The organism is Ornithinibacillus liuyingii (assembly GCF_055550225.1).
Map to the genome: position 1 here is coordinate 221,949 of NZ_JBPWOS010000002.1, position 25,700 is coordinate 247,648.

Here is a 25,700-nt window from a genome sequence, read left to right on the forward strand (position 1 = left end):
CATTTAAAAGGGGGAGAAGAGGATGAAGAAAACATTTCAGCAATTTGAAGAAACGATAACGGAGGTACTAGCTTTAAAAGATCAGAAGGATTCTTTCTTAACCAATCCAATTAGTGAGGGCAAATGGTCAATAAGGGAAATTATCGGGCATTTATATTATTGGGATAAGTTTAATCTAGAAGAAATGGTCCCACACATGGCTCAAGCTGCAAAGCTACGGGAGTTTCCAGACCATGATACACATAATGAAGAAGCCATTTCCTATTTAACAGGCCAATCAGTAGAATCCATCATCGACCTCTTTGTTGCCACTCGCAAACAACTCACCAAAAGCATGTTAGACATTGGAGAAGAAGTGAAATTTACGATTGGAAAAGGAAAAAGACAATTTACTACAGAAAGTTTTACCAAGATATTTTTAAAGCATGATGTCCATCATTTGAAACAAATTAATGAGAAGCTACAAGAGATAGGGGCTTCCTGAATCATTCGGTAATAAAGTAGAAAGATTCAGTAGACCACGTTGGGAAAGTAGTCACCTTTGAAAAACTTAGTGCGTGTATCGCTGAAGTTATGTTCCTTTCCTTTGGTAGATAAGTGGTTGAACTGAAGAAGTTTACTTGCAAACTTCTTCGGTTCAAGAGGGAAGGTCTATGTTACGCTTGGATGTTTTATTGCTAGATTGTTATGACTCCAAACTTGCCCCTATACCAACTTTCGAAATGGATGAAAATACAATCGAACAAATAGAGTCAAGATAATTGTTCCAGAAATAGCAAATAAAATCGGTATCGGTAGCCATTCTGCCCACAAACCAGAAATCGTTAAACCGAGCGGTAAGGTTAGCTTCATTAGCATGGACGATGTTCCAGCAACTCGACCTAATAAATGATTCGGAGTGAATTCCTGGCGTATCGTAAAGTATACAATATTAGAAATCGTTGTGGAAAACGTACGTATACCTAACGCAATACCGATGGTCCACCAGGAGGGTGCTATAATTAAGCTGAACATGCTGACAATATCAAATACTAAACAAAACGTGTAAATATTACCCCGTCCCCATTTTTTTCGAACCCAGCTAACAACGGATGCACCAAGTAACCCACCGATGGCAGAAATAGAGAACATAAGTCCGATCTGATCTTCAGTTGCACCTAACTGATCGGTTACATAAAAGACTAGCACCCCAATTACAAGGCTTGAGGCAAAATTGATAAACAAAACGGTAATCGTCGGTGTTAACAATATTTTATTCCGTATCAACTCATCAATGCCTTCCTTCATCTCCTTCCCAAAGCTTTTACTTTGTTCCGTTTTTTGCGGGTTAATCGGTATCTGCATGAAGCACATGCAAGCAAAAAGAATCAATAAACAGCAAGTATAGATGGCTAATGTGGAAGTAAAGGAAAATAAAACGAGTAATGCTCCTGCGATACCTGGACCAATAATACTTATTAAGGTACTAACAAACGTGAGCTTTGCATTCGCAGAAGTTAGCTGCTCCCTAGAGACGATTTGCGGGATCGTGGAATGATTCGCATTCCCAAATGTATACCCAGCACACGAAAGGACAAAACCAAATACATATAAATGCCATACCATAATCGTGTTTGTAAAAAGTAAGATAACAATAAAGGCCATTGCAATAACTTGAATGAGACTTGTCCACTGAAGCATTCTTTTTCGATTAAATCGGTCCACTAACACCCCAGCGATCATGCCGATAATAATATTAGGAAAGAACTCGATTGCTCGCATTGTACTCATAGCTAGTGCAGATTGTGTAAGCTGATAGATTAATAGTGGAATGGCTACCGAATACATTTGTGAGCCGAAGTGAGAAATCGCATTGCCCCCCCAGATCAGTAAGAAATTTCTATTACGCCAAAGTGATGCTTGTTCTTTTGGTTGTTTTATTGCTTGTGCTTCCATTTACATACCCCTTTCATAAAAACAATCGTAACTTCTTAAAAGGTGAATAAAAAGTGAGAAAAAGAATAATGATAGTTCACCTTTTTCGGTTAGAATGCTATAGTTGTAGAAAAGTAAAGGATTTCTAGGAGGTACGGATGAAATATCGGGACCATTTAAAAGTGTTAATGAACTATTTTAGCCCAGCTACACCAGTGGAAACGACAATAGCGGATCTAAGCAACTTGTTAAATTGTAGCGAAAGACATACAAAAACGGTTATGAAGTCACTTCAGGAGCAAGGAGATATCAAGTGGGATGTCCATAAGGGGAGAGGTAAGAAGCCTCAGCTCACCATTCTCCTGTCCGAAGAGCAGTTATTATTTCAGGAGGCTAAAAAGCTCGCTGGTGATGGAAAGTATCGTGCAGCCTTTGAACTTGCGAGGTCATTACATACATATCAAAATTTATTTAATCAATGGTTTGAAGCGGGTTTAGGAATCATCAAGAAAACAGAGGAAAAAGAAGAACTAGATGTATTACGCTATCCTTTTTACGAAACAAATCTATCATTAGATCCATTGAAAATTTTTTCCAGGCATGATAGCCATATGGTCCAACAAATATTTGAGAGATTGGTAGAATATGATGCACAATCAGAAACATTATTACCAAGAATTGCGAGGAATTGGGAGTCAGATGATGGGAAAAGGTGGACATTTTATCTAAATAAAGGTGTCCGTTTTCACCATGGTCGGGAGCTGACTAGCAAAGATGTAATGGATACGATTGGAAGATTGCCTCAGAAACATGTCATTATGAGGTTAATCAAGGAGATTCATACACCTAATCCGTATGTCGTTATTTTCCATTTAGATCAAGTAGACTATTTATTCCCTCGTTATTTTTCGGGGATGAAGCTATCGATAGTTCCAATGGAATTGATTTTAGATGATGAATCCCATTTTCGTACGAACCCAATAGGCTCTGGTCCATACCGATTGACCGTTCACGACGAGAATTTGGTACGCCTCGATATATTTCCAGACTATTACCGTGAACGACCTTGGCTTGATCGAATTGAAATGATTAAAACAAATGATTTCCAACCTAAAGCACCTCATCCACTTCTTTTACGAGCACCGGATGAATCATGGCAGGGACACACTGAATTGGAAGAAGGAGCAGATTTTATTACGTTAAACTGTAACCGTGCATTGATGAAGGATATTCATGTTAGAAAACAGATTTGTCAGTTAATCAATCCAACTGAGTTTTGTCTCGGGAATGAAATGGTAGCACATAGCTTTCTATCTTATCGGAGCATGGCAAAAGACGAGGATGAAAGCCTACCTTGCTCCACTAATTTTAACGGGGAAATGACCCTTACCATTGCAGCCCAAGAAATCCGGGATGGGGTAAATCATGAAAGGGAAGCACTGATTTTTCAGGAACAATTGAAACGTGTAGGGATTGCTTCAACCATTGATATTCTGAATGTGACAGACCTATGCAAACCGGATGTTTTAATGAAATATGATGTTGTGGTAGGTGGCATTGCGCTATCTGAAGATAAATTACTATCCTTAATCATTTTGATGCAATCGAATGAATTAGCGGTTTTCCCTTCTTTGGATGAGGAAACAAAGAGAATCGTACATTCGTATATTGAGAGGATTAGGATGCTTCCTGATAATCTCTCTCGCTGGGAAGTATATGTTGAGCTTGAAGAATATTTAAAAGAAGCCCACATTCTCTTTTTTCTAACACATCGCTCGCACACGATCTACCAGCCAAAGAATAGTGAATATGTCCATTTGGAGTTGGATCATCATGGTCGGGTAGATTATCGAAAAGTGTGGAAAAGGTATGGATGATAGACGGATGTTTAAATAAACTACCACATTCACTAGAGTGTTAGCGAATGTGGTAGTTTTTTCTTATGCCGGTGGAAAGATTTTATATTTTCCTATCTGTTAAGAAAGTGTTCCCAAGTCCCGCTCGAGATAATCACATGAATTCCAATCCCGATAAACACAAAGGGGATAACGATGCCACCGTATTTTTCAACGGCTTTTTTAATTATAGGTAGTGTTGCTAATCTGAAGCCAATATAACACCAAACCGCAATAAGGATACTGAAGATAACGACAATGACGAGTATTTGGGATAGAGAATACAGCGCAAAGAAAGGGATATATATACCAATATTGTCCCCACCATTTGCAATGGTAATGCTCGCTACTAGAAACGTATTATTTAAAAAAGAGTTCCTTGGGTGAAGCTTTAATACTGGTTTTTCTCCTTCAACTAGGCTTGATTTAGCATTTCGAAAGTTATTCAAGAACATATGAACTCCGATGAATATGGGAATAAGTCCTAATAGACCAATCCAGTGTTCGGGAAACAGTAAGAGACCAAAAGCAACGATGATACTAAAGCATGTTAACAGACCAATCCCTAAATATTGTCCGATAACGATATGATGTGTTTTAAAGCTACTATTTCTCATGGAATACAAAGACATCAAGACGATCATATCATCTAAGTTGGTTGATGCAAATGCGATGATTCCTGAGATGATCACGTCAACACTAGCCATATTACGATCTCCCCTTTTCTTATCAATAGTTAATGATGAATAAGGAAAAAGTGTGATAGTATAGGCTTTGCTAGCCATGTAAGCATTATTAGTGAAGTCATTTGTTAAAATCTGAATCTTTTTATTTTAAATTTACTATTGATTTTGTCGAAAATTGTTCGTATACTAATAAACAATTTCATATTATTTTCATATAATCGCGGGGATATGGCTCGCAAGTTTCTACCAGCTTACCGTAAATGAGCTGACTATGAAAAGTAGCCGAATGATATGCACTCAGGACATGAGTGGATATTTATTCTATTTTTCGACAAGCTTTTAGCTCGAAAACATTACTTTTTTCATAGTAATGTTTTCGAGCTTTTTTGATAGGAAAATACTTTTCATTAGCTTTAAACAGAAAGGAAAGAAGTCTATGAATCTACTGAAACAAGCCATTATAGAAAAAGGGAAGGCATTGTCCGATGAGGTATTAAAAGTAGATGCGTTCTTAAATCATCAAATTGACCCTGTCTTAATGGAGCAAATTGGTAAAGAATTTGCGGAGCGATTTCAACGAGAAGGGATTACGAAAATCCTAACCATTGAGTCATCAGGGATTGCACCTGCTGTAATGGCAGGCCTTCAGTTACATGTTCCTGTTGTGTTTGCACGAAAGCGAAAGTCATTAACATTAGTAGATAATTTACTAATCGCCAAAGTACATTCTTTCACCAAAGGGGAAACGAATGAAATTTCAGTTTCCAAGGATTATTTACTCGATGAGGATGTGGTATTGGTATTGGATGACTTTCTTGCGAATGGACAAGCAGCGCTAGGGTTAGTGGACATTGTAAAGCAAGCAGGAAGTACACTAGCAGGGGTTGGTAGTGTGATTGAAAAAGGGTTTCAGCCTGGTGGTGATATGCTAAGAGAACAGGGTATTCGTGTTGAATCGTTAGCTATCATTGATTCATTAGCAAATAAGCAAATTAGCTTTCGGGAGGAATAGTGGATGAAGACAGCAACACTAGGTATTCAACATGTATTAGCAATGTATGCGGGGGCAATTTTAGTTCCACTTATTGTCGGTTCATCACTTGGTCTAACACCAGAGCAGCTAACCTATTTAGTTGCGATTGATATTTTAATGTGCGGGGTAGCAACCTTATTTCAGGTCGTCTCTAACCGGTTCTTCGGGATTGGCTTACCGGTTGTACTGGGGTGTACGTTTACTGCAGTGGGACCAATGATTGCGATTGGGAGTCAGTATGGGATTAATGCGATGTATGGTGCTATTATCGCCTCAGGTTTGATTGTTGTATTAGTTAGTGGAATTTTTGGGAAGCTTGTCCGTTTATTCCCATCAATTGTAACAGGAACCGTTGTAACGATTATTGGGGTCACTTTAATTCCAGTTGCGATAAACAACCTTGGTGGTGGGCAGGATGCAGGAGATTTTGGCTCAATGCTTAACATTTCATTAGGATTTGGAACATTAGTTTTTATTATCCTCATGTATCGTTTTACAAAAGGCTATCTGCGCTCTATTTCTATTTTAATCGGCTTAGTCGGTGGAACGATAATCGCAGCTATGTTGGGGAAAGTAGATTTTACAGTGGTGAAAGAAGCGTCCTTTTATCATTTACCAGAGCTATTCTATTTCGGTACACCATCATTCGAATGGGCACCAATTCTAACCCTTACATTAGTGGCGTTAGTTTCGCTAGTGGAATCTACAGGAGTCTATTTTGCATTAAGTGATATTACAGAGAAAAAAATTACAGAAAAAGATCTATCTAAAGGGTATCGTGCGGAAGGATTAGCTATTTTCCTCGGTGGTTTATTTAATGCGCTACAGTATACGACATTTTCACAAAACGTAGGGCTTGTGCAAATTACTGGGGTTAAAACAAGAAAAGTTATTGTTGTAGCTGGCGTTATTTTGATTGCTTTAGGACTAGTACCGAAGATTGCAGCATTGGCTACTATTATTCCAAATGCTGTATTAGGTGGGGCAAGTATTGCGATGTTTGGAATGGTTATTTCTCAAGGAATTAAAATGATAAGTAAAGAAATCTCGAAATCAACTGGTAATTCTATGATCGTGGCTTGTTCCATAGGAATGGGACTTGGTGTTACGGTAGTACCAGAATTATTTGCAAAATTACCAGAAAGTATCCAAATTATTACTAGTAATGGGATTGTAGCAGGAAGTATTACCGCAATCGTATTAAACATTCTTTTTAACATGCTACCATCAAAGAAACCAGTACCAGTCATGATGGAGAAAGAAGCTTAGAAGCGCTGGTAATTATAGAGGGATTAGTGAAGTAAAAGAATAAGAGATTGGGATAAGCGATATTGTCCCAATCTCTTTCGTTTTAGCCAAATAGAATGTGGCTTATTAATTATTCGCCTCAAACTTATGATACGCACCATGCATTACAGGGCCAACATACTCATTTAGTCTCCAGCCATGTTTAATTGCAGCAGAAACAATTTTCTTCGCATTTGTAACCGCATCTTTTACCGATTGACCATTTGCTAAATTAGCTGTAATCGCAGCTGCAAATGTACAACCCGCACCATGGTTATACGTCGTATCAATTTTTTCACTTTCAAGTAGTGTGAAATCTTTTCCGTCAAAGAATAGATCCACTGCATTTTCGTGTTGAATTGCACGTCCACCTTTAATGACAACATTCTTCGCACCAAGCTCATAAATCTTAGTCGCAGCTTCCTTCATATCATCGATTGTTTTAATCGGACCAGAAGTTTGTGCTAACTGCCAAGCTTCAAATAGGTTAGGTGTTGTCACTAAAGATACTGGAAGTAATACTTCACGCATTGCATCGGTATTTTCCGGAAGAAGAAGCTCATCTTCACCTTTACATACCATAACTGGGTCAAGTACATATTTATCAATTTGGTGCTCAGTAATTTTCTTCGCACCAAGCTCTATAATATCAACCGTACCGAGCATACCCGACTTCATGGCATCGATTCCGACTGATAGTACGGTTTCTAATTGTTTTTCCACCACATCTACATCAATTGTGGTTACATTATGATTCCATCCATTTGGTTCCATCGTTACGATCGATGTTAAAGCATTCATTCCATACACACCATGTTCTTGGAATGTTTTAAGATCTGCTTGAATTCCTGCTCCACCACTTGTATCAGAACCTGCTAGGGTTAATGCTTTATTTAATGTCATGATAAATCCCCCTTGAAATTAAACCTACACAACTACTAGGATATAATATTTTTAAAGTAAAATAAAGAATACATGCTTAGGATTCCCTTAATTAGTATAAATTACTTTAACAAAAGTATAAGCTCTTGTAAAATAGTCATAATAGATGATACTGCAACCAGAGAAAAGCCTCCATGTACACGTGTAATGACATGGGGGATTATTATTTTATGGGGGTTTGGATATGGCTACAATAGAAGATTTTATGAAGCTTGATTTACGAGTAGGAACTATTTTAAAGGCAGAGGACTTCCCAGAAGCAAGGAAATCAGCGATTAAGCTTGAAATTGATTTCGGTGAATTGGGAATTAAACAATCCTCCGCACAAATTACAAAGCGCTACAGTCCTGAAAAGCTTGTCGGGCGTCAGGTTGTTGCGGTAGTTAATTTTCCCCCGAGAAGGATTGCGGGATTTAAATCAGAAGTATTAGTGCTTGGTGGCGTCCCTACGGAGGATGATGTTATTCTACTTGCTCCTGATGAAACCGTCGCAAATGGAACGAAAATATCCTAAACTGCATTGCTTATTTTCTTTGCTATAAAGGAGATTGTATTATGCCAAGAAACTCAGATCGATTTATTACCTCATTTAATAGAATAGATAAGGCATTAGATAGTGAGCTAGATAGTCATAAAGGGATTGGATTTTCCAAGGCTGTCCGAATATTGACAAAGTATAATGCTGTCATCAGGCGATATAAAGATGATTTATTAGAGTTTGCGGAGCTAAGAAATGCGATTGTTCATAATCGAGTGGACACGGTCCAAGTGATAGCAGAGCCACATGATTCCATAGTGGAACAGATTGAGAAGATAGAAGGAGAGATTACGAAGCCAAAGCTTGTCATTCCTCAGTTTAAAAAAGAGGTACATACGTTTGATAAAGAAGATTCCTTATCCAGCTTATTACAGGCAGTTAAGGAGAAGGGGTATTCGAAATTTCCAATCTACGATGGGATAAATTTTATAGGCCTAGTTACAGAAAATGGTATAACGAAATGGTTAGCGGAGAATAACGAGACACCGATTACAGAAGTGGCAATCGAACAAATTATGCCTTATCAGAAGGATAATAATCATGAGTTTATTGCAAAGCATGCTACTATATATGAAGCCATTGAGTTATTTAAGGATAATATGGAAGAAGGAAATCGAGTGGATGCCCTGCTCATTACAGAGAATGGGGAGAGAAGTGAGGCGTTAATTGGTATTATAACGACATGGGATATTATGGGAGTGCAGTAGGAATAGTAAAAGCCCGGGGTGAAGTCCTGGGCTTTTTAATTACTTTCCCTCTCTATCAAATTCAAATTGATTTTTACTAACGACTAAAGCCTGAAGAACTGCTCCACTAGCTTGTATCCAACCGCCAAGTGAATCAATCTTTTCACCATCTTTAGCATGAAGGGCTTGAAATCCGGCCCAGGCTTGCATGATGCTACCGATTGCTTGGAGAATAGAACCCAAGTTTAGAAGCATTTCATCCTTATCGAATGCCTTGTCATCCCCTGTCAGATAAAAAGGTGGTAAAAGGCTTCCTAAAGCTTGAAGTAAATGCCCCTTAATCGTTAATTCTATCTCTGCCTTATCATCTAATTCGAATAAAATCGCGGCAACAACTGTTATGTTTCCCAGGGATTCAATAGCCCCGCCAATCTGTTCTATACTAAAGGCTTCCCCAGTATCAACAATCAAGCCATTTCCGGTTGCTTGCATGACATTTCCAATGATAATTAAATCGGATTGGGACCTTTCATTTAATTCATATTAGGGAGTACTACTACTTGCATCAATTAATGTTCCAATCGCCTGTATCCACGAACCAAATAATTCCTGAGTGTTGTCATTCATTGGCTATACCTACCCGTTTTAAAGCCTTTAATGCATCTTATTCCGGAAATGAGCGTGATGTAACGAGAAAATGAAATTCTCTAGCTATTTATTTGAAATTGAACATGAACCTCATCTATAAATTCTCCTGCTTGAAATGTTCTTTCTGAAAAGGAAACCCGATTATCGTAATCAATTGTAAGTACAGTCGAACAACGCGTACCGTATCCTGGAATGTTAATAAACATAGGTGAAAGCTTCTTCTCTAATTCCAGCCCAATACCAGTATTAGGAAGCATAGATTCCTCTGCTTCTTCGGCATCAGCAAGAATCTGAAATAAGTCATTCGTCTGCACGACTTCAGTTTGTTTCAGATAATGATGTAATCGCTTCTTACCCTTTTCTACTTTCGGCCAAGGCGTATTGAGAAAATGATTGCTTAAACCATGTACACCAGGTGAAAGTGACGTGATTTGATCTTCAATATTGTTATAATATGCTAGTTGATCCCCATCTCCGACAAGCACATTAAAGCCAACAAAATCATCCTTTTTATGACGTAGTTTGTTGACATAGTCATGGGAGGATTCATCGCCTGTTAAATAATTGGATACGATATGTCCTCGGGATGTTTTTCCCGGATTCATATGCGCTGGGTCGCGATAATTAGTAAGGGCTGCAATTCGACCATTCCGAGAAATGCCGAGCCATGTTCCCATCTGTACTAAATCTCTACCGGCTAAAACATTTGGCTGGTCTTCCCAATAATGTGCGGGTAGCGTAGGACGCTCATAGGACTCATCCCGGTTTGCTGCTAGAACTAGCTTATAGGTTGGGTGTTCATGTAATTGGAAAAGGATTAGACACATCGTAAAATAAAGTCCCCTCGTTTTTTCTTTTATTATAATTGGAATCTTCTCTGAATAAAATTAATTCGTAACCAGAAGTATTATTTGTTATAATGATGGCTACTAACATGTAGAAGGATATGGAAATAAATCTAACAAGAGAAGTGGACATAAAAATCCGTTCTTGTGGTATCAATAATAAGAGATTAGTGAGAAAGAAGGCTGCCAAATGGTTCATCACCACCATGGAGTGGATTCGGTAGAGAATATACGAAAGGGTCCACTACTAATTGTTTTATTAACAGGGGCATTTGTTGCTATTTTGAATCAGACCCTGTTAGTTACAGCGTTGCCTGTCATCAAAGAGGATTTAAATATTGATGATAATACTGTTCAGTGGTTACAATCCATTTTTTTATTGGTGAATGGAATTATGATTCCCATTACGGCGTTTTTAATTGCTCGGTTTTCAACGAGAACCTTATTTCTTTTAGCAATGGGTTCATTTGCTTTAGGTACGTTAATTTGTACGATTGCTCCAGAGTTCCTCACATTACTGGTCGGAAGGGTGCTTCAAGCAGCAGGGGCAGGTATTATGATGCCACTCATGCAAACCATCATGTTTCTAATTTTTCCTATTGAAAAAAGAGGTTCAGCAATGGGGCTGTTCGGATTAATCATTTCCTTTGCTCCAGCAATTGGACCAACCTTGTCTGGATATTTAATAGAGCATTACCCTTGGCGAAGTTTATTTTATGTTGTACTTCCTATTGTGATTATCGATATTGTGTTAGCGTATTTTGTACTAGTGAATGTGACGAAGCAAACATTTCCTAAGGTCGACATATTATCAATCGTATTATCAACTTTAGGGTTTGGTGGTTTATTATACGGATTTAGTACTGCCGGTTCGAGTGGTTGGCATAGTGCTGAAGTATTGTTATCGATAGTTCTTGGCGCGGCTATACTGACTTGGTTTATTTTACGACAGCTTAAGCTAGACACGCCAATTTTAGAATTTCGGATTTTTAAAGAAAAAATCTTTACACTAACAACCGTGCTTGGGATGACCGTATTTCTAGCCATGATCGGTGGAGCCGTTATTCTACCATTATTAATGCAGGATATGTTAGGATTCTCCCCAATGCAATCTGGGTTGGCTATTTTACCGGGTGCCCTCATTATGGGGGTGATGAACCCTGTTACAGGACGGTTGTTTGACCGTTTTGGTGCAAAGTGGTTATCCTTAATCGGTCTCTTGTTCATTACGGTGACCACATTTATGCTAGCCGTATTAAATTCAGAAACAACTTTCACGTATATCGCATCCGTTCAAGCGATCCGTATGCTTGGTATAGCGATGGTGATGATGCCAGTTACGACAGCAGGATTAAACCAGCTTTCTAGTGAAATGCTACCACATGGTACCGCAATGAATAATACACTTCGTCAAATGGCAGGTGCTATTGGTACCGCATTACTTGTTACGATTATGACAAGTAGCGCCATCCCAGAAGAGGGGATAAATGGCGTGATTCACGGGGTTAATGTGGCGTTTTCTGTAGCTGGAATTATAGCGGCAGTAGGATTAGTTCTAACTTTCCTTATCAAGTATCATCACCCAGGAAGAGCTAATGCAGGTGAATAAGTCTACCCCAGGGGAATTGAATCCTCTGGGGTTTTTGTTTGTTTAGAAAGGAATATGGCTACTTCACGGCGAATAGTAGAGGGGAGGGAGGTGGAAGTATGGTCATAAAACCTAAAAAGCTACATAGAGGGGATAAAATTGCAACTGTGAGCTTATCCTGGGGTGGAGCCGGGGACCAAGATATAGCCTGGCGGTACGAGCAAGGTGCGAAAAGATTAGAGGAGATATTTGGTCTTGAGGTGGTACCGATGCCAAATAGTTTAAAGGGAAGTCAATATATTTATGAGAACCCAGAAGCACGGGCAGAAGATTTGATGACTGCATTTCAGGATAAAGAGATTAAAGGAATTATTTCGAATATTGGTGGAGATGATAGTATTCGGTTATTACCTTATATTGATTTTGAGCTAATCAACCAGAACCCGAAGATTTTCATGGGATTTTCTGATTCAACGGTTACTCATTTATTCTGTTATAAAGCGGGAATTTCCTCATTCTACGGACCAGCTATTTTAACAGATTTTGCAGAAAATGTAGAAATGCATCCTTATACGATAGAGATGGTGCAACGTACATTATTTTCTAGTGCGCCTATTGGTGAGATTTTACCTCCACCGGAATGGACGAGTGAGTTTGTTGCTTGGGAGGAAGGGAATAAGGAGAGGAAACGGAAGATGCATCCGAATTCCGGCTATGAGGTTATACAAGGAGAAGGGGTCGTTCAAGGCCGCTTAATAGGTGGATGTGTAGAAGTATTGGAATTTGCGAAAGGTACGAGCATTTGGCCAGGCTTAGATAATTTTGACAATAGTATTCTATTCTTAGAAACCTCAGAAGAAAAACCCCATCCGAACCTGTTACGTTACTGGCTTCGAAATTATGGAGCGCAAGGAATTTTAGCGAGTATAAATGGTATGATCATAGCGAAACCCAAGGATGAAAAATTCTATAAGGAATATCAGGAAGTAATCCAGACGGTCTTGAAGGAATATAATCGTGAGGATTTACCTGTGCTATATAATCTTAGCTTCGGTCACACAGAACCAAGGTTTATTTTACCATATGGTGCAATGGCAGAAATAGACTGTGAGCGTGCTAGATTTTCCATAGTTGAAAATGTAGTGGAATAGTTTACAAACTGTCCATCATAGTAATAAGTATGGAGATTTTAAAGTCCAAAAAGGAGATATGCCGATGAGGATTATAGTAGTTGGTGCCAGTGGAACAATTGGGAGTGAGATTTGTAAGGCGTTAGAGCATCATGATCTAATTCGTGCTGGACGAAATGGGTTAGATGTATCAGTGGATAATACATCGCCAGACAGTATTAAAGCTATGTATGAAAAAATCGGAAAAGTCGATGCAGTCGTGAATGCCGCTGGAGGCGCCAATTTCGCTTCTGTATCGGAGCTAACTCCTGAGCTGAATGAACGCGGGATAGAAAGTAAATTAAAAGGGCAAATTAATTTAGTTCTACTAGGTTTAGATTACGTAAATGATGGTGGAAGCTTCACATTAACAACAGGTGTGATGATGGATGACCCGATTCGCATGGGAGCATCCGCTGCCATGGCTAATGGCGGAGTAAAAGCCTTCGTAAAAGCAGCAGCGATTGAAATGCCAAGAGGAATTCGCATCAACAGTGTCAGTCCGACCATTGTAGAAGAATCATTTTCGAGACTAGAGAAATACTTTGTAGGCTTTACACCAGTACCAGCTAGTAAAGTTGCAACTTTTTACCGGAAAAGTGTAGAAGGCGCACAAACCGGGCAAAATTACGAGATTTATCATTAATAGATAACGTCAAGACAAGAAAGCCTGTCTTGGCGTTTTTTAGTAGGTGTAGCAGTACACGCTAGTATATGAAAAACTCACATTCGTTTAAAGACGGGCCAACTTTCTAAAGAGGGAAGTTGCGGAAGAAGGTGATGCCACGCCTCAATACCCAAAGAATGAGGGGAAAAGGTAACAGAGGAACTTGAATCAGTTCCCTAAATGCGGAAGAAGCAGCCAAAAAGGTAACAGAGAGCGCCTCTCAGTGCCCTAAATGCGGAAGAAGCCGTCAAAAAGGTAACAGAGGGAGCTCCTCAGTGACCTAAATGCGGAAGAAACAGGTGAAAAGGTAACAGAGAGCGTCCCTCAGAGACCTAAATGCGGAAGAAACAGGTGAAAAGGTAACAGAGAGAGCCCCTCAGTGACCTAAATGCGGAAGAAGCAGCCAAAAAGGTAACAGAGAGCGCCTCTCAGTGCCCTAAATGCGGAAGAAGCAGCCAAAAAGGTAACAGAGAGCGCCTCTCAGTTCCCTAAATGCGGAAGAAGCAGCCAAAAAGGTAACAGAAGGAGCCCCTCAGTGACCTAAATGTGGAAGAAACAGTTAAAAAGGTAACAGAGAAGGCGAATCAGTTCCCTTAATTGAGAGAAACAGCGTAAGAAGGTAACCGACGCCACGCCTCAATGCCCTTATTAACAAAGGATGAGGAAAAAAGGTAACAGATCCCATAAACTCTCTTTATTCCCATTGTGTTAAACTTAAAAGAAAAGGAGTAGGTGTGCCAGTGGTAAAAGCGATTATTTTCGATTTGGATGATACGTTATTAGATGACAAAAGAAGTATTCAGGAAGCAATGCGCGCAACATGTGAACAAGCTGCTAAGAAATACGACATCGATCCGGAAGCATTGGAAGAGAAAGTACGTGACATTGCACGTGAGCGTTACATGGCATATGAGACATATGCCTTCGCGAAAAAAATAGGAATTAATCCGTTTGAGGGGCTCTGGGGAACATTTGATGATCCCGGTGAAGGGTTTCGAGTTTTACGTAATATTGCACCCGAATACCAGTTACGAGTGTGGAAAGAGGCTTTAGAGGGTCTTGGAATAAAGGATGCTGATTTAGCACAGGAATTAGCAAAGGCCTTCCCAGAGCACCGGAAGAATGTACCCTATGTTTATGCGGATACGTATACGGTCTTGGACGAGTTGAAGGATCACTATGCGTTGTACATGCTAACAAACGGCGCACCTTCCCTACAACGAACCAAGCTTGCGTTATCACCACGATTAGAGAAATACTTTACTCGTGTGTTTATCTCAGGAGACTTCGGTATTGGCAAGCCAGATCCGTCCATCTTTAAATATGTACTAGATAGTATTGGAATAACAAGTGATGATGCCATCATGGTTGGGGATAATTTGAACACGGATATACTAGGGGCAAATCGAGTAGGGATGAGGAATGTATGGATTAACCGGAACGGACTTGAGGAGGCCGATGTTCTACCAACCTATGAGATTAAGAATCTTACAGAGCTTATTCCACTTATGGACAGCATATCCAAAGGGCAAGCTTGTGCTGATGTATGATGAGAGGCAAGCATGCTGCCAGCTCTAAAAAAATTGCTCGGTATCTAGCAGAAATTAAACATGGGTGAGCCTCTGTAGAGGAAAAAGGAGGCTCACCCAGTTATCTATACACTATTTTAGCTTTTTACATCATTTAGTCTAAACCAAGCTTATATATCGCTATAAATCGATTATCCTAACTTGATGAATCTCCCGAAACAGTAGGAGCTCTTGCAATACCTGGTCATGGACATGTTTATCCACTGTTAGCATCATGATCGCATCGCCACCTATATTAGACCGATCCACCTGCATGGTAGCGATATTGACCTCATGCTTGGCTAATAGGCTACCCATTTTTCCAATGACACCAGGCTGGTCAGTATGGTGGATAACAATGATATGCCCTAAAGGGGTGACATCGACATGGTAATGATCGACTTTAACAATACGCGGCCCTAATCCACTAAGTACAGTTCCAGCGACACTGCGAGTTCCGTTTTTAGTTTTCATCTTTACCGTAATCAAGTTGGAAAATCCTTTTTTCGTATAGGTTTTACTTTCGTGAATTTCAATGCCTCTTTTCTTCGCGAGATAAAGGGCGTTAACTTCATTAACATGGGTTCCAAGATGGCGCTTCAGCATACCTTTTACGACTTTCCTGCTTAGTGGGGAGAGGTCATTCTTTATAAGGTCTCCGGTATAGGTAATAGTTATTTCCTCGACTACTTCATCGGTCAAATAAATAAGAAATTCCCCAAGCTTTTCACTGATTGGAAAGTATGGTTCCACCTTTCGCAGTAGCTCATTGTCAAGGGATGGCATGTTGACAGGATTTCTGACAGGGTCGCCATTAAAGAACCGTAAGATATCTTGACTAACATCGATGGCAACATTTTCTTGTGCTTCGATTGTACTTGCTCCAAGATGTGGTGTAGCAATAACCTCATTTAGCTTCAGTAATTTATGGTTCAAGAAGGGCTCTTCCTCCAGCACGTCTAAGGCAGCACCTGCTACTTTTTTGGAAACTATCGCATCATATAAGGCATCCTCATCAATAATCCCACCACGGGCACAATTAATAATTTGCACGCCAGGTTTCATTTTGTGAAAGGCTTCCTTATTTAGTAGATGCCTAGTCTCTTTTAATAATGGGGTATGAACAGTAATGAAATCCGCAATTCGTAGGACATCATCGAGGCTGCCATACTCAATCCCCATTTTCTCTGCTTTTTCTTTCGTTAGAAAAGGGTCATATGCGATAACATTCATTCGTTGTCCCCTTGCACGGTAAGCAACTTCTGCTCCAATGCGTCCTAGTCCAATAATGCCAAGTGTTTTATCTTTTAGCTCGACGCCAATATAGGATTTACGGTCCCACTTTTGTTGTTTTAAAGCAAGGTAGGCTTGGGGGATCTTTCGTGCTAGTGCCATTAACATAGCCATCGTATGCTCAGCGGCCGAATTCGTATTTCCATTTGGTGCATTGACAACTATAATGCCTTGTTCTGTGGCAGCTTCAATCGCAATATTATCTACACCGACACCTGCGCGACCGATAATTTTTAGATTGCTAGCACGCTCAATTAACTCCCTCGTTACTTGGGTTTGGCTTCGAACGATAAGGGCATCAAATGAGCCGATGTTTTCTAGCAATTGTTCTGTATTCCAGTTTAGATTCATCACCATATGGATATGGGAAGCTTCTTGGAGTGGTCTCATGCCATCTTCACTTAAAGGATCAGAGATTAATAGATTATATTTCTTCATGGGCTTCCTCCTCTAAGGTATGCATGTTGAGCAGCATTGACTCCAATTCCGACATTGTATAGGATACCAAGCTTAGCCAAGCCTAATTCGAAACAACTAATCGTCTGTAAAATATCTGCTGGTGTACAGTAGCCCATATGGCCAATGCGAAAAATCTTCCCTTTCAGCTGCTGTTGTCCGCCTGCTAGCACAAGTCCGAACTCCTTTTTGACCAATTGTCTTACGTTATCAGGATGAAAGTTAAATGGCTGAATTGCTGTTACGGTTGGGGAAGCATCTGTATCATTAGTCAACAATGGAATTCCGTGAGCTTCAAAAGCAGCTCGAGTCATCTGTTTCATGAGCTGGTGTCTTTTCCATACATTAGCAAGACCTTCTGAATCAAGTAATTGAAGTGATTGTTCTAGACCATATAATAAGGAAATCGCGGGTGTGAATGGTGTGGAGTCAAATTGCTGGTTATCTCGGTATTTTCTAAGGTCTAGATAAAAGCGTGGGTGTTGATTATGTTCGATCGTGTTCCAAGCATTCTTACTGGCAGCTATGAATACGAGTCCTGGTGGTAGCATCAGTGCTTTTTGTGAGCCTGTTACACATATATCGATTTGCCAATCGTCCATGTTAACTTCTACTCCGCCAACACTGGATACACCGTCTACAATGAATAGGGCATCTGTGACTTCCTTTATAGAAGCAGCGAGTTCTTGGATAGGATTTAAAACACCTGTAGACGTTTCACAGTGAGTGGCAAAAACAGCTTTAATAAACGGGTGGTGCAATAGATATTCTTGAATCTCTTCTGGGCGAAGCGCCACTCCCCAAGGGTAATCCAACCTATGTACGTGCAGGTTATAAGCTTCACAAATTTTGACAAATCGATCACCGAAAGCCCCAGTAACCAGGACAAGGACTTCATCACCAGGAGTTACTGTATTAACGACAGCAGCTTCCATACCTGCTGTACCAGAACCAGCAACGATAGCTACGTCTTCCTTAGTACCAAATAACTTCCTTAATTTCGGCTTGATTTGCTTCAGTAAATCTTTTGTCTCTTGGTCCCGATGGCCGATCATCGGTTTTGTCATAGCTCGTTGAACACTTGGTGGGATTGGGGTTGGACCGGGGATACGCAATAGTTGATAATCGTTTAACATAAACTACTCCTTTCTTATGCTTTCCTATTTGCTAAAAAAACATCAGGATTAACCTAATGCTTTCTTCTAAAACGTCGGCGGATTCTTGCTGTTACGTTCTCTTCTGGGTTATCATTTAATTGTTCCTTTGGTTGTTTAGTAAAGGCAAGGCGATTAGAAAGAAAATATAAGCCCTCTTCAAGTACAATTAATAGAACGATAATCAAAATAATCAAAAACCACATAGGGAGGCGCCTCCTGAAAAAATATACTAATTCATTTTCTTACATTTTACCAAAGTTCTAGAAAATATTTTATAGTTTTTTATTTATTTCAACAAATCAAGGGGGATTACCATGAATAAATCAACAATCGTTACAGTAGTGGGAAGCATTAATATGGATCTAACGGTTACCACTGATCGAGTACCAGAAAAGGGAGAAACCGTAATGGGGAAAAACTTTGCCACCTACCCTGGTGGTAAGGGAGCCAATCAGGCAGTCGCAGCTGCAAGACTAGGTGCTACAGTGCAATTAATTGGAGCAGTGGGGGATGACACCTTTGGAAAAAGCTTACGAGAGAATCTGCAGAGAGAAGGAATTGATACAACAGGTGTTGAGATAAAAGAAGGGATTGCCACCGGTACAGCAACAATTATGTTAGCTGAACAAGATAATCGGATTATCGTGGCACCAGGAGCAAATTCACATGTAACAATAGATATGGTAGCGAAATATGAGGAACAAATTAAGAATAGTGATGTGGTACTGCTACAGTTAGAAATTCCAATGGAAACCATTTCCTATGTTACAAGCTTAGCGCACCAATTCCAAGTTCCGATTATTGTCAATCCAGCTCCTTATCAACAGCTGCCAGAGGAAGTATATCAAGCGGCTACTTTTATTACACCAAATGAAGGGGAAGCAAAGGAGATGTTCTCCGAGGTTTCACCTAAAGGACTTCAGGACAAGCTCATCATAACGAAAGGTTCAGAGGGAACGCTATATTTTGATCATAAGAAAGAAAAACTAGTGCCGGCATATTCGGTCTCCGTACAGGATACAACAGGAGCAGGGGATACCTTTAATGGTGCACTTGCCGTCCAAATCGGCGGGGGAGCAACCCGAGAAGCAGCTATCCAATTTGCCAATGCGGCTGCCGGATTATCCGTTACGAAAATAGGAGCACAAGCTGGTATGCCGTCAAGTGAGCAAGTATTGGAGTTTATGCAGAAGAATAAATAGGGGGGGAGAGTCCCCCTATTTTATCCCCATACCTCTTTCGTAATATCCACAATAAATTTCAATTTCGCCCATTGCTGTTCTTCGGTTAACTTATTCCCATGATGTGTAGAAGAAAATCCACACTGTGGACTTAGTGCAAGCTGCTCTAGTGGAACATAACGACTGGCTTCTTGAATACGACGTTTTATCTCTTCTCTATCTTCTAATTCACCAAACTTTGAAGTAACAAGACCTAATACAACACATGCGCCACCTTCAGGGATGTAATCTAATGGCTTGAAATCACCAGAACGTTCATCATCATACTCTAGGAAAAATCCATTCACCTTTTCTTTTGCGAATAATGTTGGGGCAATCTGTGCATAGCTACCTTCAAATGCCCACCTAGATTCATAGTTTCCCCGACAGAGATGGGTGGTGACATATAAATCATCTGGTTTATCCTCTAATACACTGTTGACGACATGAAGGGATAGCTCAATTAATTCTTCGCGCGAGAGTTCAGGCTCATATGCTACTAGACTATCTGCATTCAGACCAGCAATGTAAACATCATCTAATTGTATATACCGGACACCGATATCGTAAAAGGCCTTTAACGCATCCCGGTAGGCTTGGATAACATCCTTCGTATATTCCTCGACAGTAGGATAAACCGCCGTGTTTCGTATACCACGATGGAATAATTGGTTAGGACTTGGAATCGTTTGCTTTGCAACGGCACGACCAGCTACTAGTTCATTAAATAATTTAAAGTCTTCAAGGAATGGATGATCCTCATTAAAGGAGATTTTGCCGATATTGCGAACATCATATGGTTCTGTTTCCACGCCTTGAAACGGAATTCCTCTTTCCGGCACATAGCCTTCAAATCCATTTAGATTTTCAAGAAAATCAATATGCCACCATGAGCGACGAAATTCTCCATCGGTTACTAGCTCAAGCCCGACTTCAATTTGTTTATCCACGATACGCTGTAGCTCCTTGTTTTCTACTTCTCTTAATTCTGCTTTGGAAATATTACCATTCTTATAGTTCTCTCTTGCTTTTAATAGATTTTCCGGGCGTAGTAAGCTCCCTACATGGTCAGCTCGAAATGGCGCTTGAAATGTTTTAGTAGTCATATTAATTCCTTCTTTCTTTTCGTTTATAGTGGGATTTACATCTAGTTTTATTTCTTTTAACAAAGCTGTTAGTTACTTTCTATGGTAATAACGCAAAAGACCGTACGGGGAATCCGGATGCTCCTTTTGCTTTTGGAACGATATTAAAGATTACGGCGCCCTTAGCAGGTACCTTATCTAGGTTAGTAAGCAGCTCTATTTGGTAAGTATCCTGGTCCAGCACGTAATATTCGCCTACTAGTGCTCCATTTTTTCGGTAATCTACCGCAGAATCTGTATCAAAAGTTTCATGGCCGATAGCCTTGATTTGACGTTCTTCAAATAGGAACTTCAGGGCATCTAGTCCCCAACCAGGTGCATGGGCGTTGCCATCTTCATCTTTATTTTCGAATAAGCCGTGATCAGGCCAACGTTTACTCCAATCGGTTCTTAGCGCGACAAAGCTTCCTGCCTCAATTAGACCATGCTCAGCTTCAAATGCTAGAATGTCACTTGTAGATAGCGTAAAGTCGTTATCCGTAGCAACTTCCTTTGATTTATCAATGACGACAAGAGGTAACACAAGTTCTTTTAAGTCTAAATCCTCTAGGTATCTTCTGTCCCGTAAAAAATGGATTGGTGCATCCAGGTGTGTACCATATTGCCCTGGGAAGGTAAAGCTTTGCGCGAAGAAACCATCATCATGGGTAAATAAGGGTTTAAATTCAGCTGCTTCAAATGCAGAGAAATGTGGTGAATCGGGACCAAAGGCATGAGTTAGGTCCACCCACTCTTTTTCTTTTAATTGTTCAATAGCTCTTAAAACTTCATTTGTGTTGTTCCGGATTTCGTTTGTCATTTCCTCACCTCATTTATTTAGTAAACAATCAAAAAACCTCTTCTTATAAATAAGAAGAGGCTAAACAAATTTAGGTTAGGTGCTCTTCTTATCTTCTAGCAAATGCTACTGGAATTGGCACAGTACTCAAAATGAGTCCGCTGCCGAGGCTTCAAAGGGCCAGTCCCTCCACCTCTCTGGATAAGAATCGGTCATTTAATTGTTACTATTCACTCTACATCGCTCCAAAGAGCATGTCAAGCTATAATTTTCTATATATTAAAAAATTATAATGATTCCATTTGTTGTTATTGGTATGATGAGTATATCGAAATCAAAAGGTGGGTGTTCTATGACACAACTTAGTCCGGATGAAAAGAGAGAAATCGTTCGCGAGGAACTTCATCAATTAGTGAAGGCGCGATACATCAATATGAATGTCGCAGCCAAAATTGTTCATGCACATTCTAAATATTATCAAAATATATCACGAGTGAACCAAATCAGGCAGGAAACGGTAAAGCAGGAACAGTCAAAGAAAGAACCAGCAGTCACCATCACACCTCAACCTACAAGCTTAGCGCCGAAAAAAGAAGCTGTTCAAACGAAGCCGATTAGGAAGGAGAAGAAGACGTTATCAGATAAACAGGTGAGGGATCGCAATATTACCTGGGGCTTGAATCTCGGTGTGATCCTATTACTTTTAGGGGGATTAGTTCTTGCAACGAGTACATGGGATACACTTGGTGCTTGGGCTAAAACAGGACTAATCTCAACGGTTGCTATTTTGTTTTATGGATTGGCAGGCTTAACTAGTCGTATTCTCCGTATAACGAAAACAGCATTTGCATTTCTTGTGTTAGGTAGCTTGTTTTTACCAATTATCGTTGTATCCGTAGGCTACTTTGAGCTATTTGGAAGTTATTTCTCCTTTTATGGAGAGGGGAAATTTTTATTTGGGGCAATCGGCACCTTATTCATTCTCCCCATATATGCTTACTTTGCTTTGAAGCGATCATCCCGTCTTTTTGTCTGGTTTTCGTATATAGCAATCAGTGTGTTCGCCGGTCTTTTGCTGGCAGCGCTAAACGTACCGGTAGATGTTTTTTATCTAGGAATCATGTTATATAATGCCACTTTAATAGTCGGATATCGGTTGCTAAAGGAGAAGAAGCGATTAAAGCCTTTTATCATGGAATTCATTCCATTTATACAAGCAAATCTCATCCTATCTACCTTACTCATGCTCATGTTCTATGATCAAGCATGGATGTATAGCTTTAATTTATTATTAACTGCAGTCATCTACTTTTCGATGATATTTGTTACGAAGCATCAATCCTATCATTTCGTGTTTACTGCTATGGTCATTTATGGTGCCTACCAGCTAGTGGAAAACTCAATATTGGCAGGTGTTGGCGAAATAGCTTATGCATTGTTAGGGGTATTTTTCATCGTTTTACCAAAGCTGATGAAGGATGCAGGATCTTTACAGAAAGTATTTCAAGTTACTAGTGTGGTTGTTTCAGCTCTAGCATTTATATATATTACCTTTGAAGGGCTTATGATAAGTGCGGGCGAGGGCTCACTGGTTTTATTCATTGCCTATGTCATTATTGCGCTACATTTTGCTTACCTAGCTTCACTTGTTACGAATAAGCTATTTCATTATTTAAGTCCTATTTTCTTAGTAAGTGCCTTGTATCAGCATACTTTACTAGGTCAAGAGTGGATTGGTTATGAATCTATTATTCTTCCTGGATTTATATTAGCCTATCTTTTATATATGATGGGTGGTTGTCTCGTAAACGTATCACTTTGGCAGCCAATGAAGAATAGTACGCGTGATGTGAGTAGTATTGCGATGATTTTCTGTTTATTCGCTAGCTATGTTATGTTCGAGAGCCTCGAGCTAAGTATTATGCTATTCTTCATTGCTGTGTTGGCGGTTGTCATGAACAAGTATGAAAAACGTACGCATTTGGTACAGATGGCACCATGGTTGCATGGGGTAGCATTAGGATTAGCTGTTACCGTTTTGTATAGTTATGTTGCACAACAAGATGCACCGTACTTTGAGGATGCCTTTCTAACCATGGGAATCGTACTCGGTAGTATAGTCGTTTTAGCCGGTAGCTATAGTTGGAAAACGATAAATCAGAAGAAGTTCGCAGAGAGTAGTTTTTATCTTGCCCAAATCTTCTATGGAATTGGTATGCTAGGTAGCTTAACGCTGGAGCCTGTGACTAGTGCGTTGATTACATTGGGTGGAATAGCAATGGCTTATTTGTTATACCGGAAAACAAGCTGGACTGCTATCCCATATGTCCTTGCCAGCATTTCTCTATTGTTCTATTTCTATCTTCTTAATGTTATTCATGAGAGGATAGCCACGACACCGGAAGTGTTCGAATGGTTTGAATTTTTATTAGGAACCTTATTGCTACTAGGTGTTGGGTTTATTATTGGCAAAAAGGATTCACTTTTGCAACGAGCTTTTCACTGGGTGGGGCAAATTTACTTGCCATTAGCGTTAATTCTTACGAGCATTTTTAATGGAGTGGATGCATTATGGGCATTTCTACTAGCAACGGCTATCTATGGGATTACCGTTAAATTGGTTAAGAAGGAATGGCAACGGAAAACATTTTTCTATGCAGGCTGGACGACGTTCTGGATTTCCCTTCAATTAGCCTTTTCCAAATGGGATTGGAATCTCGAATATGTTTACACATATTTCATCGTTAGTCTGTTGTTGTTTGTAGGTTGGATGATTGGGGATAGCGAATGGAAAAAACGAATCGCCTATTATTTTATCCCGTTCTCTAGTATTGGTATCTTCGGTTTTGTGATGAGCTATTCACATGATGCTATCTCGTTTGGAATTGCCCTATTATATGGAGCGCTTGTCATGTACGTGTTACACGGTATGAGATGGGATATATTAACCATTCTCCCATTATTATTGCTATACGTAGGGACGATTAATTTCGGAAATACACCCGAGATGCTAGCATATAAGCCATACATCTATGCTTCATTTGCAGTGGTGGGATTGATAGTCGGCCGGATAATCTATCAAACCCTTTATCAATTAGAGACAAAACAATTTAAACTAGATTGGTATACGCTCATAGGATTCCTTGCATGCCTTAATGTATATCAATTTAGCATTTTCACTGATCAGTTAGCTTTCAAGCTTCTTCCAGGTGTCTTAATCGTCACTGGATTATTACTTAATCGAAACCGTGTGGCAGACATTTCTGCTACATGGATCACATTTGCTGCTTTTGTCTTTGCATTACAACCATATTATGCACTGTTAGGTCACATAGAAATCGCGCCATTATTCGAAAGAGAATTCTATGTACTACCTTGGATCTTAGTTGTTATTGTTCTAAGAAAATACGTCCTGAAGGAAAAGAAAGAATTAGCGAGCTATATTCAGTGGGCCGTACTAGTCATCGTAGCACTTTTACTAGTGCAGGATGGCTTAGCGAGCAACACAATATATGATGCATTAATCATCGGGGCACTATCCTTGGCATCACTTATTGCAGGCATGATCTATCAAATAAAGTCCTTCTTCTTTGTAGGTGCAGGTGTACTCTTATTCAACGTGCTAATGCAAACGAGACCATATTGGGGTAACCTACCATGGTGGGGTTATCTATTAATCGCTGGATCTATTTTAATTGCCATTGCTAGCTATAATGAATGGCAAAAGCAGAAATCATCAGAAGGAAAAAAGACACTCGTAACAAAATTTAAGAAGCATGTGATCGAGCGGATGAAGAAGTGGGATTAATATTTTTAAAGTTTAGTGAGGGAGTGTTGGTTAGCTGTTAGGTAGGGTGCGGGATTTTACGGGGGGTTGGGTGTGGGAATCTCCGTAGTTCGCGTGGGAATGCCCGGAAGTCGCATGAGAATGTCAAGGAATCGCGCGAGAATGCCAAGAAGCCGCGCGAGAACCCAGAGTCCGCGCGAAAATCTCAAAAAGTCGCGCGAAGATCCCGAGAGATCGCGCGAAAATCTCGAGAAGCCGCGCGGAAATCCCCGGAAGTCGCGCGAAAATCCCGAGAGGTCGCGTGGGAATCCCAGAAGTCGCGCGAGAATCTCAAGAAGTCGCGCGAGAATCTCAAGAAGTCACGCGAGAATCCCAAGAAGTCGCGCGAAGATCCCGAG

Annotated in this window: 21 protein-coding genes, 1 pseudogene and 2 riboswitches; of the genes and pseudogenes, 12 read left to right on the forward strand and 10 right to left on the reverse strand. The window is 40.0% G+C overall.

What is annotated here, in order from left to right:
• Positions 1–22 precede the first annotated feature (22 nt).
• Complete coding sequence (locus ACSKT4_RS04000; RefSeq protein WP_186869212.1) at positions 23–484, forward strand: DinB family protein; 462 nt, start codon at positions 23–25, stop codon at positions 482–484.
• A gap of 221 nt (positions 485–705) precedes the next feature.
• On the opposite strand, the gene ACSKT4_RS04005 is transcribed toward ACSKT4_RS04000, so the two are convergent.
• Positions 706–1,935, reverse strand: a complete 1,230-nt coding sequence (locus ACSKT4_RS04005) for an MFS transporter (protein ID WP_186869213.1) — start codon at positions 1,933–1,935, stop codon at positions 706–708.
• Positions 1,936–2,072: 137 nt separating this feature from the next.
• Between ACSKT4_RS04005 and ACSKT4_RS04010 the strand changes: the two genes are divergently transcribed.
• Complete coding sequence (locus ACSKT4_RS04010) at positions 2,073–3,791, forward strand: ABC transporter substrate-binding protein (RefSeq protein WP_186869214.1); 1,719 nt, start codon at positions 2,073–2,075, stop codon at positions 3,789–3,791.
• A gap of 92 nt (positions 3,792–3,883) precedes the next feature.
• Here ACSKT4_RS04010 and ACSKT4_RS04015 read toward each other — a convergent pair whose 3' ends face one another.
• Positions 3,884–4,516, reverse strand: coding sequence for a cadmium resistance transporter (locus ACSKT4_RS04015; RefSeq protein WP_186869215.1), 633 nt, complete (start codon positions 4,514–4,516; stop codon positions 3,884–3,886).
• 169 nt (positions 4,517–4,685) lie between these two features.
• Positions 4,686–4,787: riboswitch (purine riboswitch) on the forward strand.
• Between the two features lie 144 nt (positions 4,788–4,931).
• Here ACSKT4_RS04015 and ACSKT4_RS04020 point away from each other — a divergent pair.
• The gene (locus ACSKT4_RS04020; protein WP_186869216.1) at positions 4,932–5,507 is read left to right on the forward strand and encodes a xanthine phosphoribosyltransferase; all 576 of its coding nucleotides are present in this window, start codon (positions 4,932–4,934) and stop codon (positions 5,505–5,507) included.
• A gap of 3 nt (positions 5,508–5,510) precedes the next feature.
• Complete coding sequence (locus ACSKT4_RS04025; protein ID WP_186869217.1) at positions 5,511–6,797, forward strand: nucleobase:cation symporter-2 family protein; 1,287 nt, start codon at positions 5,511–5,513, stop codon at positions 6,795–6,797.
• A gap of 105 nt (positions 6,798–6,902) precedes the next feature.
• On the opposite strand, the gene pdxK is transcribed toward ACSKT4_RS04025, so the two are convergent.
• Positions 6,903–7,718, reverse strand: a complete 816-nt coding sequence (gene pdxK, locus ACSKT4_RS04030) for a pyridoxine/pyridoxal/pyridoxamine kinase (RefSeq protein ID WP_186869218.1) — start codon at positions 7,716–7,718, stop codon at positions 6,903–6,905.
• A 223-nt stretch (positions 7,719–7,941) separates the two neighbouring features.
• Here pdxK and csaA point away from each other — a divergent pair, with 223 nt between their 5' ends.
• Positions 7,942–8,271, forward strand: coding sequence for a chaperone CsaA (gene csaA / locus ACSKT4_RS04035; protein WP_186869219.1), 330 nt, complete (start codon positions 7,942–7,944; stop codon positions 8,269–8,271).
• 41 nt (positions 8,272–8,312) lie between these two features.
• Entirely contained in the window at positions 8,313–9,002 is a 690-nt protein-coding gene (locus tag ACSKT4_RS04040) for a CBS domain-containing protein (protein WP_186869220.1), read from the forward strand.
• Positions 9,003–9,041: 39 nt separating this feature from the next.
• Here the strand turns inward: ACSKT4_RS04040 and ACSKT4_RS04045 are convergent.
• Both ACSKT4_RS04045 and ACSKT4_RS04050 read right to left on the reverse strand, forming a co-directional pair.
• Positions 9,042–9,506, reverse strand: a pseudogene (locus ACSKT4_RS04045) (DUF6944 family repetitive protein); the annotation flags it as partial.
• Positions 9,507–9,688: 182 nt separating this feature from the next.
• Positions 9,689–10,456 (reverse strand): NRDE family protein, encoded by a 768-nt coding sequence (locus ACSKT4_RS04050; protein WP_186869222.1) that lies wholly within the window; start codon positions 10,454–10,456, stop codon positions 9,689–9,691.
• Positions 10,457–10,664: 208 nt separating this feature from the next.
• On the opposite strand from ACSKT4_RS04050, the gene ACSKT4_RS04055 reads away from it, so the two are divergent.
• From ACSKT4_RS04055 to ACSKT4_RS04070, 4 genes are all read left to right on the forward strand, one after another.
• Positions 10,665–12,083, forward strand: coding sequence for a DHA2 family efflux MFS transporter permease subunit (locus ACSKT4_RS04055; protein WP_186869223.1), 1,419 nt, complete (start codon positions 10,665–10,667; stop codon positions 12,081–12,083).
• Positions 12,084–12,181: 98 nt separating this feature from the next.
• Positions 12,182–13,213, forward strand: coding sequence for a S66 family peptidase (locus tag ACSKT4_RS04060; RefSeq protein WP_186869224.1), 1,032 nt, complete (start codon positions 12,182–12,184; stop codon positions 13,211–13,213).
• 64 nt (positions 13,214–13,277) lie between these two features.
• Positions 13,278–13,877 carry a short chain dehydrogenase gene (locus tag ACSKT4_RS04065; protein ID WP_186869225.1) on the forward strand — a complete coding sequence of 200 codons (600 nt, stop codon included), beginning with the start codon at positions 13,278–13,280 and terminating at the stop codon, positions 13,875–13,877.
• A 755-nt stretch (positions 13,878–14,632) separates the two neighbouring features.
• Positions 14,633–15,448, forward strand: coding sequence for an HAD family hydrolase (locus ACSKT4_RS04070; RefSeq protein ID WP_465822862.1), 816 nt, complete (start codon positions 14,633–14,635; stop codon positions 15,446–15,448).
• A 159-nt stretch (positions 15,449–15,607) separates the two neighbouring features.
• On the opposite strand, the gene serA is transcribed toward ACSKT4_RS04070, so the two are convergent.
• The 3 genes from serA to ACSKT4_RS04085 are packed head-to-tail and all read right to left on the reverse strand — an operon-like array spanning position 15,608 to position 18,575.
• Positions 15,608–17,197, reverse strand: coding sequence for a phosphoglycerate dehydrogenase (gene serA, locus ACSKT4_RS04075; RefSeq protein WP_465822863.1), 1,590 nt, complete (start codon positions 17,195–17,197; stop codon positions 15,608–15,610).
• Positions 17,194–18,351, reverse strand: a complete 1,158-nt coding sequence (locus ACSKT4_RS04080) for a pyridoxal-phosphate-dependent aminotransferase family protein (protein WP_211741801.1) — start codon at positions 18,349–18,351, stop codon at positions 17,194–17,196. The genes serA and ACSKT4_RS04080 overlap by 4 nt, the downstream gene beginning before the upstream one ends.
• 53 nt (positions 18,352–18,404) lie before the next feature.
• Entirely contained in the window at positions 18,405–18,575 is a 171-nt protein-coding gene (locus ACSKT4_RS04085) for a hypothetical protein (RefSeq protein WP_186869228.1), read from the reverse strand.
• 111 nt (positions 18,576–18,686) lie between these two features.
• On the opposite strand from ACSKT4_RS04085, the gene rbsK reads away from it, so the two are divergent.
• A complete protein-coding gene (gene rbsK / locus ACSKT4_RS04090; RefSeq protein WP_186869229.1) occupies positions 18,687–19,574 on the forward strand; it encodes a ribokinase in 888 nt (295 codons plus the stop codon).
• Positions 19,575–19,594: 20 nt separating this feature from the next.
• On the opposite strand, the gene ACSKT4_RS04095 is transcribed toward rbsK, so the two are convergent.
• Together ACSKT4_RS04095 and ACSKT4_RS04100 are read right to left on the reverse strand one after the other, a co-directional pair.
• The gene (locus ACSKT4_RS04095) at positions 19,595–20,698 is read right to left on the reverse strand and encodes a 5-methyltetrahydropteroyltriglutamate--homocysteine S-methyltransferase (RefSeq protein ID WP_186869230.1); all 1,104 of its coding nucleotides are present in this window, start codon (positions 20,696–20,698) and stop codon (positions 19,595–19,597) included.
• Positions 20,699–20,777: 79 nt separating this feature from the next.
• Positions 20,778–21,536: a cyclase family protein gene (locus ACSKT4_RS04100; protein WP_186869231.1), complete on the reverse strand. Its 759-nt coding sequence runs from the start codon at positions 21,534–21,536 to the stop codon at positions 20,778–20,780.
• Positions 21,537–21,621: 85 nt separating this feature from the next.
• Positions 21,622–21,723, reverse strand: a riboswitch (SAM riboswitch).
• 144 nt (positions 21,724–21,867) lie between these two features.
• Between ACSKT4_RS04100 and ACSKT4_RS04105 the strand changes: the two genes are divergently transcribed.
• Positions 21,868–25,323 (forward strand): hypothetical protein, encoded by a 3,456-nt coding sequence (locus ACSKT4_RS04105; RefSeq protein ID WP_465822864.1) that lies wholly within the window; start codon positions 21,868–21,870, stop codon positions 25,321–25,323.
• The last annotated feature ends 377 nt before the right edge of the window (positions 25,324–25,700 follow it).